Origin of the sequence: Actinomadura madurae (assembly GCF_047130825.1) — a bacterium.
Lineage (GTDB): Bacteria > Actinomycetota > Actinomycetes > Streptosporangiales > Streptosporangiaceae > Spirillospora > Spirillospora madurae.
Window position 1 is genome coordinate 8,981,611 of the sequence record NZ_CP083237.1, and the last position, 17,471, is coordinate 8,999,081.

The window sequence follows — 17,471 nt, forward strand, 5'->3', positions numbered from 1 at the left end:
TGCGATCATGCGGTGGTTGATCTTGAGTGCCGCATTCCGAACGCGTGTGGGGCGCCGATGTTGCAGGGCAGGGCCGCCGAGTGCGCGGAGATCGAACGGCTGGTCGCCGGGGCGCGAGCCGGCGCCGGCGGGGCCGCCGTCATCCGCGGCGAGCAGGGCATCGGCAAGAGCGCCCTGCTCGACCACGCGGCCGGCCTGGCGGACGGCGCTCTCGTCCTGCGCTGCTCCGGCTACCGGCCCGAGGCCGAGCAGCCGTTCGCCGCCCTTGACCTGATGCTGCGGCCGGTGCGCGACCTCGGCGGCCCCGACGCCGAGCGGCTGCGCGCCGTGAGCGAGTCCGGCGGGGCCGGCCGCGAGGACGTCTTCACCGCGCGCCGGGCCGTTCTGTCGCTGCTGCGCCGGGCGGGCGCCGGACGTCCCGTGCTCTGCCTCGTCGACGACGCGCAATGGCTGGACGCCGCCTCGGCGGACGCGCTCGTCTACGCGGCCCGCAGGTTCGGCGCCGAGCCGGTCGCGCTGCTGGCGGCGGCCCGCGACGACGCGACGTTCGGGTCGTCCGGGCTGGCCGAGATCCGGCCCGCGCGCCTCGGCCCGGACGACGCCGCCGCGCTCCTGCGCGCGCTGCTCCCGCCGCCCGCGCGGGACCGCGTCCGCGCCGAGGCGGACGGGAACCCGGCCGCGCTGCGGCTCCTCGCGTCCTGCCTGTCCTCGGGCCAGCGGGCGGGGCGCATCAACCCGTTCACCTTCCACGACGGCACCTCGCCCCTCGGCGGAACGGTCCAGGCCGAGGCGGGCGCGCGGCTCGCCGCGCTGCCGCCCGCCGCGCGGACCCTCCTGCTCGTCGCCGCCGCCGACGACACCCGGGACGCCGCCCGCATCACGGCGGCGGCCGGACGCCTCGGCTCGACGGTCGCCGACCTCGCGCCCGCCGAGCGCGCCGGGCTGCTCGAGACGACCGGCCTGACCATCGGGTTCGCGCACCCGCTGGTCAAGGCCGTCGCCTACCACCACGCGACCACGTCCGAGCGCCGGGCCGTCCACCGCGCGCTCGCCGACAGCGCCGGGGACGGCGAGCCCGAACTGCGGGCCTGGCATCTGGCGGCCGCCGCCGTGGGGCACCGCGCGTACGTCGCGGCGGAACTGGAACGTGCCGGGGAGTGGTCGGGCGACCGGCGGGCCCACATCTGCTACGCCCGCGCCGCCGAGCTGACCGCCGACGGCCGCACCCGGGCCCACCGGCTCGCGGCGGCCGCCCGCGCGGCGAGCCAGGCGGGCCTGCTGGACGGCGCGGCCGACCTGGTCGCGCGTGCCGCGCCGCTCGCGGCCGACCCGCTGACCCGCGCCGAGCTCGCGCAGGCCGAGGCTGCGGTGGAGTTCGAGCGCGGGTCGCCGCGGCGCGCCGCCCGGACCCTGATCGACGGCGCGGCCCCGATCCGCGGGCGGGATCCGGCGGAGGCGGCGCTGATGCTCGCCGAGGCCGTCCGGTGCGGCTGGCACGCCGGCGACCCGCGGCTCGTGCGGGAGGCGGCCGGCGCGCTGCGGGCCGTCCCGCTCCCCGCGGGGCCCGTCCCGGCGGAGCTGCCGCGGGTCGTCGACGCGGCGGTGAGCGCCGCCCGCGGTACGAGGGCGCCCGCCGGGCCGCGGCCCCCGCTCCCGCACGAGCCGGACCGCCGGCTCGCGGCGTCCCTCATCCCCTTCACCGACTCCTGCGAGACGGTCTCGCGGTTCGCGCGGGACTGCCGTGACGTGCCCGGACGGCTGCCGTACGCGCTGCAGGCGCTCGCCCGCGCCCTGATCGGCCGGGGCCGGCACCGCGAGGCGCGGGCGGCCGCCGAGGAGGGGCTGCGGCTGGCCGGCGAGGCCGGCGCGCGGTACCGGGCCGCCCACCTGAGCTGCCTCCTCGGCTGGCTCGCCGCGGTCGAGGGGGACGAGGGGCGATGCGCGGCCCTCGTCGCGGAGGGGCTGGAGCACGCCCGCGCGGAGGGCATCGCCCCGACCGTCTCGCTCGGCACGTGGGCCCTCGCGCTGCTCGACCTCGGCGCCGGGCGGCACGCGGGCGCGCTGGCCCGGCTGGAGGAGCTGCCCGAGGACGCGCCGGAGGGCGGCCCGGTCGCGAGCCTCGCCCGCCAGGCGGCCGACCGGGCCGAGGCGGCGGTGCGGTCCGGACGCCCCGAGCGGGCGGAACCTCCCCTGGCCCGGCTCGAAGGGTGGGCGCGGCGGACGTCGTCCCCGGGCATACGCGGGCTCGCCGCGCGCTGCCGTGCGCTCCTGGCCGATCCCGCCACGGCCGAACGCCATTTCGCGGACGCGGTCGAACTGTTCCGCCGGAACGAGGCGAACGTTTATGAGCGGGCGCGCACAGAATTGCTTTACGGCGAGTGGCTGCGGCGGACGCGGCGTCGCGCGGAGGCCGGAAGGCATTTAGGTCTCGCGTTGAAGACCTTCGAGGAACTCGGCGCGCGGGCCTGGGGCGAACGAGCGAAAGCGGAACTGTTCGCGACCGGTGCGCGCACCGCGGAGCGGCCGGAAAAGGACGGCGGGCTCGGCCGGCTCACCCACCAGGAACTCCAGATCGTGCGGCTCGCCGCGGCGGGCGCGAGCAACCGCGAGATCGCGGCCCGGCTCTTCCTCAGCCCGCGGACCGTCGGGAACCACCTCTACCGCGCGTATCCCAAGCTGGGCGTGCGGACCCGCGTCGAACTCCGGCGGCTCGACCTCGGCGCCGCGGCCGGGACGGGGAGTGCCGGGCCGCCGATTGAGCAACCCGGGCGGCCCGGTTGAGCAATACGACTCAGAGCACGCCTGCGGAAAATGTGTATTGACTACTTGATCAAGCCGGGTTAGAAAGATCACATCGACCCCCTGCCCTGATCGAATCATTTCCGCGAGGTCGGCCACGCCATGGCTGTTCACGATTCTGTCCTCGTCGCCGTCAACTCCGCGGCCGCTTCCGTGCTGTTCGTCGCGGGCGTCGCCAAAACCGTTTCCCCGGCGCGGCTGAGCCGCGCGCTGAACGCGCTCTTCCGGAGATCCGGAAAAGGCTTCACCCGGGGCCATGTCCGCCTCTTCGCCGGGGTGGAGATCCTCGCCGCCCTGGCGCTGGCCGGCACCGCCACGCGCCCGGCCGGTGCCTGGGCCGCGGGCGTCCTCGGCGCGAGCTTCGCGCTGGCCGGCGTCCTCGGCCTGGTGCGCGGCGGCGGCACCGCCTGCGGCTGCCTCGGCGCCGCCGGCGGCCGTCCCCTCGGCTGGCCCAACGTGCTCGCCGGGTCCCTGCTCATGACCGTCCCGGTGCTGAACCGGGCGGCCGGGACCGCGGAGCCCGCCGCCTACTTCTTCCAGGTCAGCACCGGGCTGGCCTGCGGTGCGCTGCTGCTGTGCCTGTGGGCGCACCGCGGCCTCGTCAAGGACCTCACCCGCCCCCTGCCGGCCTCGCGATAGACGGAGGAACACCCTGATGGAGATCTTCTTCGGTGCCGTGCTGCTGATCCTCGTCGCCGCGGTCGTGCTGCTCTTCGCGATGCTCGGCGAGCTCGGCTCCCGGCTGCCGACCGAGCGGGAGACCGCCGCCGCCCGCGACACCGAGATCTGGCCGCTGGACGACGCGCGGCTCGGCGCGGAACCCGGCCGGTGGCCCGCCGAGCTGACCGGCCTCGCCGCCGGGTCCGCCGGCCTGGACGCGGCCCAGACCGTCCTCGTGCTCAGCACCGCCTGCTCGACCTGCAAGGACGTCGCCCAGCAGCTGTCGGACGAGCTGGACCGCGGCGCCGGGAACGGCATGGCGGTCGTCGTCTCGACCGGCGAGCGGGCCCGCGGGGAGCGGTTCGTCCAGCAGTACGGGCTGGAGAGGCTCACGCACTACGTCGACGAGGGCGGCAGCTGGGTGGCGGACGAGTTCAACGTCCGGATGAGCCCGACCGCGCTCGTCATGCGGGGCGGGCGGCTCGAATCCGCCCTCGTCTTCCAGGACGTCCAGGCGCTCAGGACGAAGGTCAACGAACCGAAGGGAGTGTCATGACCACGAAGACCGGACGGGTCGGAAAGGCCACGGGGAGGTTCGCCCGGCGCGGCTTCCTCGGCGCCCTCGGCGCGGGCGGCCTGACCGCCGCGTCGGCGGTGTTCGGCCGGTCCGAACCCGCCTACGCCATCTGCAAGAAGAACTGCTGCAACCTCGCGGTGTGCCCCAACGTCTCCATGACCACGTGCAGGAACAACATGGACTACCTCTGGGGCTGCTCCATGAGCGGCACCCTGCACTGCTCCTGCTGCGAGGCCTACTACAGCGGCAAGCAGCACTCCGCGTTCGAGTGCCGCTACAACTGACGGGATCCGGATGGTCACCTGGGTGGTCATCGGCGGGATCGGCGCGGTCCTGCACGTCCTGAGCCCATGAGGCCGGTCGATGGCCGGAGTCTCCGGCCCCATGATGCGCCGCCGTCCGGCGGACGGCGCGCGCTTCCTGGCCGGCCTCGCCGCGGGCGGGGTCCTGTCCGGGTTGCTCGTGGCACTGCTGCTGTACGTGGCGGGACGCGGGCTGCACGCGGCGCTGCCCGAGACCCCGCGGACGCTCGCCCTGGCGGCCGTGGCGCTCGGGTTCGGGATCGCCGACCTCGCCGGCCGCACGCCGCACGCGTGGCGGCAGGTCCCGCAGGTGCTCGTGCACCGGCTGAGGCCCGGGTTCCTCGGCGTGGTCTGGGGCTTCGACCTGGGCCTGCTCGTGACGACGCAGAAGGCGGCGTCGCTGGTCTGGGCCGGGGTCGCCGCGGTGGTCCTGCTGGACCCGTGGGCGGCCGCGCCGGTCATGGTCGGCCTGGCGCTGCTGTCCAACCTCAGCGTCGCGCTGGCCAGCGTGCGCTTCACGCCGGCGCTGATCGACATGGGCACGAGAAGGGAACGGCTGTGGCTGAGATCGGTGCGCGCCCTGTCCGGGACGGCCCTGGTGACGCTGGCCGCCGTGACGGCCGTCCAGGCGCTGTGAAGGACGGCGTGATCGTCGTGACGCGGTTCGAGTGCCCCGGCCTGTGGGCGCTGCTCGTCCTGCTCGTCCTGCACAAGCGGCTGGCGCGGGACGTGCGGCGGGACGCCACCGGGTTCCTCGGGACGTCCCTCATGGTCGGCTGGCGCACCCGGACGCTGCTCAACGTCTCGCTCTGGCAGGACATGGACGGCGTCCACTCGATGGGGCGGGTGCGCCGGCACGTGGACGCGACCCGGGTCCCGTCCCGGCTCGGGGTCGCGACCTCCGGCGGCGTCTTCGCGTTCGCCGGCGACTGGAGGCAGGTGATGTTCGGGATCGACTGCGACGGCGACTCGCCGGTCCGCCCGCTCTGACCACCACACACCAAGGAAAGGACGGTCACATGAGTTCGGACTACTATCTGCCCACCGACCACGGTTACGCGGTCGTGGAGGACATGGAGGACGGCACGAAGAAGGTGATGGTGTGCGACTCCGTCGTCGCCGGCGTCCCGCAGAACGTCTACGCCATCCACTTCAAGTGCACGTCGCTGCGCGTCGGGCCGGGCGTGCGGATGGAGCACGCGTCGACGGGCAGCCACACCCGCCAGGTCGTCGAGGTCTTCGCCGAGCGGCGCGGCGTCGTGCATCTGCGGGCCATGAAGCGCGGCACGAGCCCGATCCTGGAGGAGGCGGCCCGGCGCCGCTGACCGTCGCCGCGACGGCGCTCCTGCTCGCCGTCGCCGGATGCTCCACCGGAGGGCGGGACGACGGCGCCGCACCGTCCGCCCGCCCGCCGGCGTCCCCCGCGGGCACCGCCGGCCCCGCCGGTCCGGACGGGGCGCCCGGATGCCGCCCCGCGTCACCGGTCGCCCCGTACGGCGCCGCCGACTTCGCGGACGGCATGCCCGAGGTGCGCGGCACGGGCCGCGGCCTCCAGGCGTGGGGGCTGATGATGACGCGGGAGCGGTACCCGCCGCTCCGCGCCGGCCAGGACCTCAAGATCGTGTGGCGGGTGACCGGCTCGGGGCCGCTCCGGCTCACGGCGTTCGATCCCGGCGGCGCCGAACACGACGTCGTCTGGGGGCCGGAAGCGCACGGCGGCAGTAGTTTCAAGCGCCCCGGCGACGAGTGGGGCGCCGGCTACCGGCTCGGCGAGCCCGGCTGCTGGCGGCTGCGGCTGGCCCGCGGCGCGGCAACCGCGGACGTCTGGTTGCGCGTTGCCACTTGAAGACCTGCCCGGGGCCGCGTGAGATCCTGCCCGGGTGAGCACGGTCATCACGAACATCGGGGAACTGGTCACCAACGATCCCGCCGTCGGCGACGGCCTGGCCGTCGTCCGCGACGCCGCCCTGGTGATCGAGGACGGCACGGTCGCCTGGACCGGCCCGTCCCGGGACGCGCCCGCCGCCGACGAGGCGTTCGACGCGCAAGGGCGCGCCGTCCTCCCGGGCTTCGTCGACTCGCACGCCCATCTCGTCTTCGCCGGCGAGCGCGCCGAGGAGTTCGCCGCCCGGATGAGCGGCGAGAAGTACGCCGCGGGCGGCATCCGCACCACCGTCGAGCGCACCCGCGCCGCGTCCGACGACGACCTGCGCGCCAACCTGCGCCGCCTCATCGGCGAGATGGCCCGCCAGGGCACCACGACCGTCGAGTGCAAGTCCGGCTACGGCCTCACGGTCGAGCAGGAGGAACGCGCCGTCCGCATCGCCGCCGAGCAGGCCGACGAGGTCACCTACCTGGGCGCCCACGTCGTCCCCGCCGGCCACGACGCCGCGTCCTACACCCGGCTCGCGGCGACCGACATGCTCGCCGCCTGCGCCCCGCACGCCCGCTGGGTGGACGTCTTCTGCGAGCGGGGCGCCTTCGACGCCGACCAGGCCCGCGAGGTCCTCCAGGCCGGCATCGAGGCGGGCCTGGCGCCCCGCCTCCACGCGAACCAGCTCACCCAGGGCCCGGCCGTGCGGCTGGCCGTCGAGCTGGACGCCGCGTCGGCCGACCACTGCACCTTCCTCGGCGACGCCGACGTGGACGCCCTGGCCTCGTCCCGGACGGTCGCGACCCTCCTGCCCGGCGTCGAGTTCTCCACCCGCCAGCCCTACCCGGACGCCCGCCGCCTCCTGGACGCCGGAGCCACCGTCGCCCTCGCCACCGACTGCAATCCGGGCTCCTGCTACAGCTCCAGCATGGCCTTCTGCATCGCCGTGGCCGTCCGCGACATGCGCATGACCCCGGCCGAGGCCGTCTGGTCCGCCACCGCCGGCGGCGCCCGCGCCCTCCGCCGCACCGACGTGGGCCACCTCGCCCCGGGCGCCCGCGCGGACGTCCACGTGCTCGACGCCCCGTCCCACATCCACCTCGCCTACCGCCCCGGCGTCCCCCAGACCCACGCCGTGTGGAAGGCGGGCCGGCGGGTAGAGGTTCGCCAGTAGCCGACCGGGAGGCCCGAAGTGGCGGAGTTTCTGACGGACATCAAGACCCTGCGGGAGCGGGCGCGGCAGGAGATCGACAAGGGGCCGATCACCGAGGCGTACGGTGCGGACGTCGCCCGCGTCATCCAGGTCTGCAACGAGGCGCTGGCCACCGAGATCGTGTGCACGCTGCGGTACAAGCGGCACTACTACACGGCCACCGGCATCCACGCCGAGGCCGTCGCGGGCGAGTTCCTCCAGCACGCCGCCGAGGAGCAGCAGCACGCCGACATGCTGGCGGAGCGGATCGTCCAGCTCGGCGGCGAGCCCGACTTCTCGCCCGACACCCTCACCACCCGGGCCCACGCCGAGTACGACGCCAGCCTCGACCTCGTCGAGATGATCAAGGAGGACCTGGTGGCCGAGCGCATCGCCATCGCGTCCTACACCGAGATCGTGCAGTGGCTCGGCGACGGCGACCCCACGACCAAGCGCGTCTTCGAGCAGATCCTCGCGCAGGAGGAGGAGCACGCCGACGACCTCCGCGGTCTCCTCGAACGCCTCCCCAAGGCCTAGGGTGTGCCTGACGAACGTCCTGGCCGGTCGCTGGGATGGTGTCGGCCGCGGCCACCTCAGCCGGCGTGCTCCGCCGTGACATGCAAGGACGTCGGGATGAGCGGTCCGACCGGCTCGGTCTTCGTCGCCTCGACCAGGAGGGCTGCGAACTCGGCCGGTTTGCTCAGCCACGGCGAGTGCCCCGTGTCGATCTCCAGCGGGACGACTCCCAGGCGCTTCGCCTGCAGGTGCGCGAGCGCGGGGAAGCAGGTCGCGTCCCGCGAGCCCATGATGAAGCTCCGGGAAAGGTCGTCCCGCTTCCAGAAGTCCGGGACGGAGACCGGAACGGACAAGGGCGCCAACGGCTCCGGGACGAACTTCGAGTAGGCCCAGTCGACCTGCTCGTCGGAGCAGTCGTTGAAGAAGGCCATCACCGCACCCGGACGCTCGAAGTAGAACGCCTCGTTGCCTTCGGTCATCTTGATGTAAGTGTCCAAAGGCGACTCGTCGTCGACGGGCGACTCCGAGCTGGCGCCGAGGCTCGTTGACGTTGTCTCGTAGGGGAGAGGCTCGCCCTCCACCGGGAGAATTCCCGCCACGTAACAGATGTGCGAGACGAGGTCGGGGCGCTCGTTCGCGGCGATGGTGGCGACCACGGACCCGGACGAATGCCCGACGAGCACGTCGCCAGGCTGTATGAGCTCGACGACGGCGTCGCGGTAGCCATCAAGTGTCGCCACTTCGTCGCGCCGGGTTCCATGACCGGGGAGCTCCACTGCGACGAGCTCGTGGCCCAGCTTCACCATCTCCGGTTTGACGAAATCCCAGGCCCATGCTCCGTGGCAGCCGCCATGAACAGCGAGGAATCGCATGAGGACACCTTTCTACTGGAGCGCCGCTCCCCGGGCGAGGGGCGGCGGCTGAGGTGAAGCTACTCGCCGGGTTGGCGCACCGTCAATACCTGGTAGAGCTATGTGTAGACAGTTTTCTCCTGTGAGTACATCGATTGTCGACAGTTAGGAGGCATTCTGCTGCTCCAGTGGGTCGTTCCCGTCCCGGCGTTGCACGGTGAAGGCGGCCGGCGGGTCGAACGGCGAGCCGTCGGCGGCGACGATCATGTCGCCGTACACGAGCGTCCGGTCCGCGATCAGCCAGGCGCCGTCGTCGCGGCGCTGGAACAGGTCGACGTAGCGCACGAGGGCCTGCGTCCGCCGCACCTGTCCCGCCGAGCCGGGGCGCTCGCGCTGGGCGACTGTCACGTAGGACTCGACCCTGGCATCCGTCGATGAGAGGAAGGTGTAGGCGACGTTGGTCAGCACGTGTGCGGAGTGCTCGACAGTCTCGTGTCGAGCCTGAAGCCCCGGCACCAGGTCGCGCCGCGGGTTGCCGGCCACCCAGCCATGGTCATCGACGGCGTCTTCGTGGAACGCGGACAGCAGTAGCCGCCAGTCCTTCCGGTCGATGCCCCTGCAGAAGCGCAGCAAGGTGTCGTGGATCCGAGTCCTCGCTTCGAGTTCGTCGAGGAAGGTCGGGAAGCGCGAAGTCATAGCTGCTCCTTGTGTTGACACTTTACCCCAGTCTAGTCGCCGGCCCGGCGAACATCGTGCAGATCAGGAAACTCTGACATCGAAAAGTGTTGACATTAGCGACCTCTGGTTTCAGGCTGTGACTGCAGCCGCGCCGAGCTGCGGAGAGCAGGTACTGCCATGACCCGAACGTCGTCCGAACAGGACCGTCAGGTGGCCGGCCGCCTGGCGGGCAAGACCGCGCTCGTCGTAGGAGCGGGTTCGGTCGGCCCGGGGTGGGGCAACGGCAAGGCGACCGCGGTGACGTTCGCTCGTGAGGGCGCCGCCGTGTTCTGCGTCGATCGCGACGCGGCGGCGGCGGAGGAGACGGCCGAGATCATCACCGATGAGGGCGGGTGTGCCCGCGCTTACGCCGCCGACGCGACCGACGAGCGCGAGTCACGCGACATGGTGGCCGCCTGTGTCGAGCAGTGGGGCCAGATCGACATCCTCGACAACAACGTCGGGATCGCGGAAGTCGGCGGAGTCGTCGACATGCAGATGTCGAACTGGGACCGCGTCATGGACGTCAACGTCAAAGCGGCGCTGCTGGCCATGAAGCACACCATTCCGTACATGGCTTCCCGCGGCGGCGGAACGATCGTCAACATCGCTTCGGTCGCCGGGACCCGCTGGCTCGGCGTGTCCTATGCCGCGTACTACGCGTCGAAGGCCGCCTTGCTGCACCTCACCCGCACCTCCGCGGTCGAGTACGCGCGCCAAGGGGTGCGGGTCAACGCCGTCTCGCCCGGCGCCATGCAGACCCCGATGGTCGAGCGGGACGCGGGCATCTCCGGTGTGGACAGTGCGAACGTGGAGGACATGTGGGCCAAACGTGCCGCGCTCGTGCCCATGGGAGTCGGGGGTGAGGGCTGGGACGTGGCATGGGCCGCGGTGTACCTCGCCAGCGATGAATCCAGGTACGTCACGGGAATCGACCTCGTCGTCGACGGCGGGCTGTCCCTCAAGTGGTGACCAGATCCAGAGCGAACAGACGACCGGGGAGCCGCCCATGAGTGCTGACCGATTCCAGAACAAGGCCGTCATCGTGTCCGGGTCCGCATCGGGAATCGGGCGAGCCAGCGCCGTGGCGTTCGCGCGTGAAGGGGCGCGTGTCGCCTGTCTGGACGTCGACACGGTGGGCGCCGAGGAGACCGTCGGCATCATTCGCGCAGCCGGCGGATCGGCCGCCTTCTTCCCGGTCGACGTGCGCGATGCGGAGTCGGTGCGCACCGCCACCGAGCAGGCCGTCGGTCACCTCGGCGACCTGCACATCGTGCACAACAACGCCGGCGTCAATGGATACGCCACCATTCACGAGATGTCCGTCGAGGACTGGGACCACATTTTCGCCGTCAACACCCGTGGCGTGTTCCTGAGCATGAAGTACCAGATTCCCCATCTGCTCGACCGCGGCGGATCGATCGTGCTGACCGGGTCGATCATCCAGCGCGGGTCACGACCCGGGACGGCCGCGTACTCGGCCAGCAAGCTCGCGCTGGACGGGCTGGCCCGTGCGGCGACCCTCGACTACGGGACGAGGGGCATCCGGGTCAACGTGGTCAGCCCCGGGACCATCGACACCCCCATGGTCCGGAAGTCGCTCGGTGCCGAGAACGACGAGGCACGGTTCGCCGAGGTGCACGACGAGTGGGTTCGAACCCACATGGCGGGAATGCGGCGAATGGGCACGTCGGACGAGGTCGCCGCGGCCGTTCTCATGCTCTCCGCCGCCGACGCGTCGTTCATCAGTGGCGCCACCGTCTTCGTCGACGGCGGCGCCACCTCGGCGCTGATCTGACGGCTTCGCGCAGCTCGACCGGCCGCGGAAGTCGGCTCACCGGGAGTGGGCCACCGAGCCGCCCAGCGCCCGGCGCATGAGCTGCCTCAGCGCAGCCGGTTCGTAGAGCGGGTCGACGATGGTGAGCACCCCCAACGCCGTGCGCGCCAGATGGCCTGTCACGATCTGCGCGGCGCGCACGGCGTCGGCCTCCTGGCATGCGGTGAGCAGCTGCTCGTGCTCCTGGAGAGCGAGCGCGTGCGCTCCCCTCACGTGCAGAAGCCTGATGTACCGGCCGCTGTGTTCCCGCAGCTCGCGCACCACCCCGTAGATCCGGCTGGGCGCGCGAGTGAAGGCGAGTTCGTGGAATCGTTCGTGCGCCGCTTCCCAGGCGTCCTCGTCCGTCTTGTCGGAGGCATGCATGGCCGCGAACGCTTCCGCCATCTCCCGCAGGTCGTCCTCGGTCAGGAGCGGAACGCTGAGTTCGATCGCGAGCCTCTCGTTCACGCACCGCAGCGCGTAGAGCTGCTCGGCGTCGGACGCGGACAGCTCCGCCACGCGGCTGCGGCGGTTCTTCTCCGAGACCACGAGGCCTTCGTTCTCGAGCCGGCGCAGTGCCTCACGCAGTGGGCCGCGGCTGATCGCGAGCTCGCGAGCGAGGTGGACCTGGTTCAGGTAGCTGCCGGGCACCGCGCGGCCGGCGAGGATGTCCTTGCGAATCTTGAGGTACGCGACCGTGCTCGAATCACGCCAGCTGTCCGTCGTCTCGTTCTCGGGAGAAGCCGAGTCCGCCGCCTGCGGGGTGGCGCCAGAGCGCGGAAACCGGTCCTCGGCCAAGTCGGGCCTCCGATCTCGCTTCGCGGCAGTCATCTTCGTCCCGGAGGCTACGCATTCGGCGCTGTCCCTAGAACAGCGTGCCGCCGCGCCAGCAGGTAGATGCTAACACATAGGTAGCCCAGTGGAGCAATCTACGACGCAAGGAGCTTGCTGAGAACACGACTACTGTCATCACTTTTGCCGTCTGCCCAGGCATTTTGTGCCCTGGACCCGGTCGAGCCGCCTCATAGTGTTGACACTTCGTGGTACGGTGGGGCGAAAGTGGAGCGGCACCCGATGCACGTCGCCCCGGGACTTCACTCCATCCCGCCGAGTAAGCCGCGCGTACGCCAGCGGCCCAGGCGGCCTCTCGGAACGGACGAAAGCATGCGATTTGTGACTGTGCGGCGGCCTGACGGGACCACGTCGGCCGCCGAACTCGTCGACGGTGCGGCGAAGCTCTTCGACGCCCCCGATGTCGGCGCGCTGATCAGGCTCAAGGCCCAGGGACGCGACATCGCCGGCACCGGTGAGCTGGACGCGAACGGCCTCGATCTCGCTCCGGTCGTCACGGCACCGGGCAAGATCATCTGCGTGGGCGCCAACTACCGGGCGCACCTCGCGGAGATGGGGGTCGAGGCACCGGACTACCCGACGCTGTTCGCGAAGTACACCGAATCGCTGATCGGCCCCGACGACGACATCACCCTGCCCGCGATGTCGCAGGCGATGGACTGGGAAGCGGAGCTCGCTTATGTGATCGGCACCGAGATCAGGCGCGGCTCGGAGGCGGAGGCGCGAGACGCGATCGCCGGATACACCGTCACCAACGACGTCACCGCCCGCGACGTCCAGTTCCGGACCATGCAGTGGCTTCAGGGGAAGACGTTCGAGGGCACGAACCCGCTCGGTCCCGTGCTCGTCACCCCCGGCGAGGTCGACCACGCGGACGACCTGGCGGTCACCTGCACCGTCAACGGCGAGGTGATGCAGTCGGGCCGGACCTCGGACATGGTGTTCTCGCCCGCCGCGGTCGTGTCCTACCTGAGCCGCATCCTCACGCTCAAGCCCGGGGACCTGATCCTGGGCGGCACCCCCGACGGGGTCGGCCACGCCCGCAAACCTCCCGTGGCGCTCGAAGCGCAGGACGTGGTGGTCACGACCGTCGAGTCCATCGGGACGCTGACGAACACGTGCGTCCGCGAATCATCGTCCACGGCCGGAGAAGCCAGGAGGGGAGCGGCAGCATGACCGGCACAGTGACAGAGACGTCCACCGCCCTCGCGGCGGCTGCGGCGGCCGAGCTCGTGAGCAGGGCGCCGGCGACGGTCGACTTCCACATGGATGTGCTGTGTCCCTTCGCGTTCCAGACCGCGCGATGGCTGCGCAACGTCCGCGAGCAGATCGGCCTGACCGTCAACTGGCGCTTCTTCAGCCTCGAAGAAGTCAACCGCGTCGAAGGCAAGAAGCACCCGTGGGAGCGCGAGTGGTCCTACGGGTGGTCGATGATGCGCATCGGTGCCTACCTGCGGCGGACCGACATGTCCCTGGTGGACAGGTGGTTCGAGACCGCGGGCTGGGCCCTGCACGTGGACGGCCGCCGGCCCCACGACCCGGAGGTCGCCCGTCATCTGCTCACCCGGATCGGCGTCGACGCGGAGGTGGTCGACAAGGCGATCGCCGACCCGACCACCCACGACGAGGTCAAGGCCGACCACCAGCGGGTGCTCGACGCCGGCGGTTTCGGTGTCCCGTCGATGTTCTTCGGCGACCAGCTGCTCTTCGGGCCGGTCGTGATGGACCCGCCGACCGGCGTGGCGGCACTCCGCCTCTGGTACGCCACCACGGCATGGCTGGAGTTCCCGCATCTCTACGAGACGCAGCGCCCGAAGACCAAGGACGACGACGAGTACATCGCCCGTACCATCCGCCCGTACCTGGAAGCCAGGGACTGGACGAGCATCAACCGGGGCGAGGTCATCGACTTCGGCGAACACGACCCGAAGAACACCGAGCACGCCAAGAAGGGGGACCGATGAGCAGCAGGCGCCTGGAAGTAGCCGGTCTGCTCGGCACCGTGTGGGCCGACCTCGACAAGTTGCTCACCCCGCTGCCGGCCCGCGAGTGGGACACCACCGTGCTCCCCGGCTGGGATGTGCACGACACGCTCGCACACATCGTCGGCACCGAGCGGATGCTGGAGCAGGGCCCGGACTCCATCAGGGAACGCGTGGCCGCCGCGACGCTGGGCGAAGGCGCCAAGTCGCACGTGCGCAACGTGATCGGCCAGACCAACGAGGCCTGGGTCGACGCACTGCGCCCGCTGACCCACGAGGAGCTCCTCGCCGAGTTCCGTGCGGTCACCGCTCGCCGCTCCGCGTTCCTGCGCGCCATGTCCGACGAGGAGTTCGAGGCCGAGAGCTGGACGCCGGGCGGGCAGCGCCCCTACGGCGGGTTCATGCGGATCCGGATCTTCGACTGCTGGATGCACGAGCAGGACATCCGGCACGCGATCGGCAGGCCGGGCGGTGAAGGCGGACCCGTCGCCGAGGAGTGCCTGGCGGAGGTGAAGGCCGCGCTCGGGTTCGTCATCGGCAAGCAGGCGGGCGCGCCGGACGGTTCCTCGGTGACGATCGTGCTCGACGGCCCGGTGACCGCGCAGATCCACGTCGCCGTCGAAGGCCGCGCGAAGGTCAAGGAGGCGCTCGACGGGCCGGCGACGGTCACGCTGCGGCTGTCCTCGGCGCTGTTCATGCGCCTGGCCGGTGGCCGGATCGAACCGCACGCGGCGAAGTCCCGGGTCACGGTCGAGGGGGACCTGGCCCTCGGCACGAAGGTGCTGGAGAAGCTCGCCTTCACGGTCTGACCGAGCGCACGATGGCCCGCTCCGCTCCGCTGCGGCCGAGGGAGCGGAGCGGGCCGGACGCGGTTCACAGCTTGAGCAAGGCGTTCTCGACCAGCTCGCTCAGCGCCGGGTGGATGTAGAGCATCCCGCGGGCCATCTCGTCCACGGTCTGGCCGAACCGCATTCCCTGGATCAGCTGCTGGATCAACGTGCTCGCGTTCGGCCCGATGATGTGAGCCCCGAGCAGCACCCGGGTCTCCGCGTCTGCGATGAGCTTGCAGAAGTTCCGGGTGTCCTCCATGGCCCAGCCGTAGGCGATGTCGCGGTAGTGCTGCGTGGCGGTCACGTAGGCGCGCGTTCCCGCACGGCGCAGCTCCTGTTCGGTGAGACCGACCGAGGCGATCTGGGGGCCGGCGAACACGGCGTGGGGCACGGGCCAGAGGTCGATTGCCCGCAGGTCGTCCGGGTGGACGAGGTTGTGCGCCACGATCCGGGCCTCGGCGTTGGCGGTGTGCTTGAGCTGTGCGGGGTTGGCGATGTCGCCGAGGGCCCAGACACCGGGGGCGGTCGTGCGCAGGAACTTGTCGGTCACGACGTAGCCCGCCGCGTCGACCTCGACGCCCGCCACGTTCAGCGCGAGGGCCTCGCCGGCCGGGGTGCGCCCGGTCGCGACCAGGAGTGCTTGCGCGGCGACGGAAACCCGTTCGCCGTCAACGCTCGCTTCGACCCGGACCGAGCCGTCGCCGCCGGGCGCCGCTTCGAGGATGCCGGCGTTCAGGTACGTCGTGAACCTGTCGCTGTACTGCCGCGTGAACTCGCGGCTGATGTCCTCGTCCTCGCGCGCCAGCAGCGGGCCGCGGCTGATGATCGTGACGTCGACGCCGAAGCTGCCGAAGATGTGCGCCATCTCCGCCGCGATGAACCCGCCGCCGAGCACGATGAGCGACCGCGGCAGCTCGCGGATCCGGAGGATGGTGTCGCTGGTGTGGTAGGGGACCTCCGCCAGGCCGGGGATCGGCGGGATCCTGGGGGAGGCGCCGGCCGCGAGCACGATGTCGTCGGCGGCGATGTGGCGTGCGGAGCCGTCGGCGGAACGGATCCCGAGCGTGCGTTCGCCGGTGAACCGGGCTTCCCCGTTGAAGACCGTGACGTTGTCCAAGCTCTTGCGGTAGTCCTCGCCGCCGTCCGCGATGGGGTCGATGCGCCCGAAGACCCGGTCGGCGATGTCGTTCCAGCGGACGGTGTCGAGCCGCGCGTCGACGCCGTACCGCGACGAGTGCCGGACGGTCTCGGCGATGTCCGCCGCGTACACGAACATCTTCGTCGGGATGCAGCCCCGGTTCAGGCAGGTGCCGCCGAAGACGTCACGTTCGACGATCGCGACTTTCAGGCCGTCGTGGTCGGGGGTCAGCAGGGAGTTGCCGGAGCCCGTGCCGATGATCGCGACATCGAAGCGTTCGGGCTCTGGTTCGGTAGGTGTCACACGGAGCACGGTACTGCTGTCGCGTCGACCTGCGCTAGTTATGTGTAGACACTTTTTCGGGTGAGATCCCTGGACTGTCGGCGGTGAGCAGCTGATCCCCGAGGCCGGCCACCCAAACTGGAGCCGTCGTGGCGAGTGCGTCCGCAGTAATTGTCAACACTTTCCGTGTCCTCGTCGACGGCTGCACGAGCCGGCGGGGCCGGCGGCGGAGATCGGAGAGCACCCGGCCCGGCGGACGTGGTGCGCGGCGTCGGCGCGCAGATGTCCTACATAGGACGAATCCAGGTGACAGCTACAGTGACCATCCTCCGTCGACGAGCTGCGCCGTCCCGGTGATGAACGAGCTTTCGTCACTCGCGAGGAACACGGCAAGGGACGCCACTTCGGCGGTTTCCCCCAGCCGTCCCATCGGGTGGGCTTCCTTGAGGTGCTGCAGCGCCTCCGACGCCGAAGACCCGCTCGCTTCGGCGGGCGCGGCGCCGGACTCCAACCGGGCCAGCAACGACGGGGAGAGGATCGGCCCGGGTGCGATGCAGTTGCATCGGATGTTCTGCCGGACGAAGTCCAGGGCGATCGCCCGGGTCAGGGCCGCGATGGCACCTTTGGTCGCCGTGTAGGCGTACCTGTTGACGCCGCCACGGGCCAGTCCGTGGGTGGAGGCCACGTTGATGATCGACCCGCCCCCCGATTCGAGCATGCCGGGCAAGAACGCCCGCACGGTGCGATGCACCGACTTCGCGTTCACCGCGAAGGATGTGTCCCAGTCTTCGTCCGAGCAGTCCAGGACCGAACCGTGGTGCACGATGGCCGCGACGTTGAACAGCACGTCCACCGGGCCCACGGATTCGGCGATCTCCCTGATGGCGCTGGTGTCCGTGACGTCGAGAACCATCGTGGTCACCCGGTCGAGGCCGTCGAGCCCGGCGAGCGCCCCCGCGTTGACGTCGGTGGCGATCACGGTGGCGCCCTCCCGGGCGAACGCTTCGGCCGATGCGCGACCGATGCCGAGCGCCGCCCCGGTGATGACCGCCTTCTTGCCTTCCAGCCGTCGGCTCACGTGTGC

At 71.5% G+C, this 17,471-nt stretch carries 20 protein-coding genes; 15 read left to right on the top strand and 5 right to left on the bottom strand.

Annotation, left to right across the window (positions count from 1 at the left end; genetic code table 11):
- Positions 1–57: 57 nt before the first annotated feature.
- From K8Z49_RS42010 to K8Z49_RS42055, 10 genes are all read left to right on the top strand, one after another.
- Positions 58–2,781 carry an AAA family ATPase gene (locus K8Z49_RS42010; RefSeq protein WP_412516795.1) on the top strand — a complete coding sequence of 908 codons (2,724 nt, stop codon included), beginning with the start codon at positions 58–60 and terminating at the stop codon, positions 2,779–2,781.
- Between the two features lie 120 nt (positions 2,782–2,901).
- The gene (locus K8Z49_RS42015) at positions 2,902–3,438 is read left to right on the top strand and encodes a MauE/DoxX family redox-associated membrane protein (protein WP_021600000.1); all 537 of its coding nucleotides are present in this window, start codon (positions 2,902–2,904) and stop codon (positions 3,436–3,438) included.
- Between the two features lie 16 nt (positions 3,439–3,454).
- Positions 3,455–4,015 carry a hypothetical protein gene (locus tag K8Z49_RS42020; protein ID WP_021600001.1) on the top strand — a complete coding sequence of 187 codons (561 nt, stop codon included), beginning with the start codon at positions 3,455–3,457 and terminating at the stop codon, positions 4,013–4,015.
- On the top strand, positions 4,012–4,320 hold the full coding sequence (locus K8Z49_RS42025) for a twin-arginine translocation signal domain-containing protein (protein WP_021600002.1): 309 nt from the start codon (positions 4,012–4,014) through the stop codon (positions 4,318–4,320). Before K8Z49_RS42020 ends, K8Z49_RS42025 begins: the two co-directional genes overlap by 4 nt.
- Positions 4,321–4,399: 79 nt before the next feature.
- Positions 4,400–4,975, top strand: coding sequence for a hypothetical protein (locus tag K8Z49_RS42030; RefSeq protein ID WP_024935891.1), 576 nt, complete (start codon positions 4,400–4,402; stop codon positions 4,973–4,975).
- 8 nt (positions 4,976–4,983) lie between these two features.
- Positions 4,984–5,328, top strand: coding sequence for a hypothetical protein (locus K8Z49_RS42035; RefSeq protein WP_021600004.1), 345 nt, complete (start codon positions 4,984–4,986; stop codon positions 5,326–5,328).
- Between the two features lie 29 nt (positions 5,329–5,357).
- On the top strand, positions 5,358–5,663 hold the full coding sequence (locus K8Z49_RS42040; protein ID WP_021600005.1) for a hypothetical protein: 306 nt from the start codon (positions 5,358–5,360) through the stop codon (positions 5,661–5,663).
- A gap of 194 nt (positions 5,664–5,857) precedes the next feature.
- Positions 5,858–6,184, top strand: a complete 327-nt coding sequence (locus K8Z49_RS42045; protein ID WP_024935893.1) for a hypothetical protein — start codon at positions 5,858–5,860, stop codon at positions 6,182–6,184.
- A gap of 34 nt (positions 6,185–6,218) precedes the next feature.
- A complete protein-coding gene (gene hutI / locus K8Z49_RS42050; RefSeq protein ID WP_412516796.1) occupies positions 6,219–7,385 on the top strand; it encodes an imidazolonepropionase in 1,167 nt (388 codons plus the stop codon).
- 18 nt (positions 7,386–7,403) lie between these two features.
- Complete coding sequence (locus tag K8Z49_RS42055; protein WP_021595600.1) at positions 7,404–7,940, top strand: ferritin-like domain-containing protein; 537 nt, start codon at positions 7,404–7,406, stop codon at positions 7,938–7,940.
- A 56-nt stretch (positions 7,941–7,996) separates the two neighbouring features.
- On the opposite strand, the gene K8Z49_RS42060 is transcribed toward K8Z49_RS42055, so the two are convergent.
- The gene (locus K8Z49_RS42060) at positions 7,997–8,791 is read right to left on the bottom strand and encodes an alpha/beta fold hydrolase (RefSeq protein ID WP_024935894.1); all 795 of its coding nucleotides are present in this window, start codon (positions 8,789–8,791) and stop codon (positions 7,997–7,999) included.
- 144 nt (positions 8,792–8,935) lie between these two features.
- On the bottom strand, positions 8,936–9,466 hold the full coding sequence (locus K8Z49_RS42065; protein WP_412516797.1) for a nuclear transport factor 2 family protein: 531 nt from the start codon (positions 9,464–9,466) through the stop codon (positions 8,936–8,938).
- A gap of 159 nt (positions 9,467–9,625) precedes the next feature.
- Here K8Z49_RS42065 and K8Z49_RS42070 point away from each other — a divergent pair, with 159 nt between their 5' ends.
- Together K8Z49_RS42070 and K8Z49_RS42075 are read left to right on the top strand one after the other, a co-directional pair.
- Entirely contained in the window at positions 9,626–10,459 is an 834-nt protein-coding gene (locus tag K8Z49_RS42070; RefSeq protein ID WP_412516798.1) for an SDR family NAD(P)-dependent oxidoreductase, read from the top strand.
- A 37-nt stretch (positions 10,460–10,496) separates the two neighbouring features.
- Positions 10,497–11,285, top strand: a complete 789-nt coding sequence (locus K8Z49_RS42075) for an SDR family NAD(P)-dependent oxidoreductase (RefSeq protein ID WP_021595605.1) — start codon at positions 10,497–10,499, stop codon at positions 11,283–11,285.
- Positions 11,286–11,321: 36 nt separating this feature from the next.
- Here the strand turns inward: K8Z49_RS42075 and K8Z49_RS42080 are convergent, their stop codons facing one another.
- Complete coding sequence (locus K8Z49_RS42080; RefSeq protein ID WP_412516799.1) at positions 11,322–12,101, bottom strand: GntR family transcriptional regulator; 780 nt, start codon at positions 12,099–12,101, stop codon at positions 11,322–11,324.
- Positions 12,102–12,467: 366 nt separating this feature from the next.
- Between K8Z49_RS42080 and K8Z49_RS42085 the strand changes: the two genes are divergently transcribed.
- Genes K8Z49_RS42085 through K8Z49_RS42095 form a run of 3 tightly spaced genes read left to right on the top strand, consistent with a single transcriptional unit; the run spans position 12,468 to position 14,946 of the window.
- A complete protein-coding gene (locus tag K8Z49_RS42085; RefSeq protein ID WP_024935896.1) occupies positions 12,468–13,331 on the top strand; it encodes a fumarylacetoacetate hydrolase family protein in 864 nt (287 codons plus the stop codon).
- Positions 13,328–14,119: a DsbA family oxidoreductase gene (locus K8Z49_RS42090; RefSeq protein ID WP_021595608.1), complete on the top strand. Its 792-nt coding sequence runs from the start codon at positions 13,328–13,330 to the stop codon at positions 14,117–14,119. Before K8Z49_RS42085 ends, K8Z49_RS42090 begins: the two co-directional genes overlap by 4 nt.
- Positions 14,116–14,946, top strand: coding sequence for a maleylpyruvate isomerase family mycothiol-dependent enzyme (locus tag K8Z49_RS42095; protein WP_021595609.1), 831 nt, complete (start codon positions 14,116–14,118; stop codon positions 14,944–14,946). The genes K8Z49_RS42090 and K8Z49_RS42095 overlap by 4 nt, the downstream gene beginning before the upstream one ends.
- Positions 14,947–15,010: 64 nt before the next feature.
- On the opposite strand, the gene K8Z49_RS42100 is transcribed toward K8Z49_RS42095, so the two are convergent.
- Positions 15,011–16,408 (bottom strand): mycothione reductase, encoded by a 1,398-nt coding sequence (locus tag K8Z49_RS42100; RefSeq protein ID WP_412516800.1) that lies wholly within the window; start codon positions 16,406–16,408, stop codon positions 15,011–15,013.
- Between the two features lie 292 nt (positions 16,409–16,700).
- Positions 16,701–17,465: an SDR family oxidoreductase gene (locus K8Z49_RS42105; RefSeq protein ID WP_412516801.1), complete on the bottom strand. Its 765-nt coding sequence runs from the start codon at positions 17,463–17,465 to the stop codon at positions 16,701–16,703.
- Positions 17,466–17,471 lie beyond the last annotated feature (6 nt).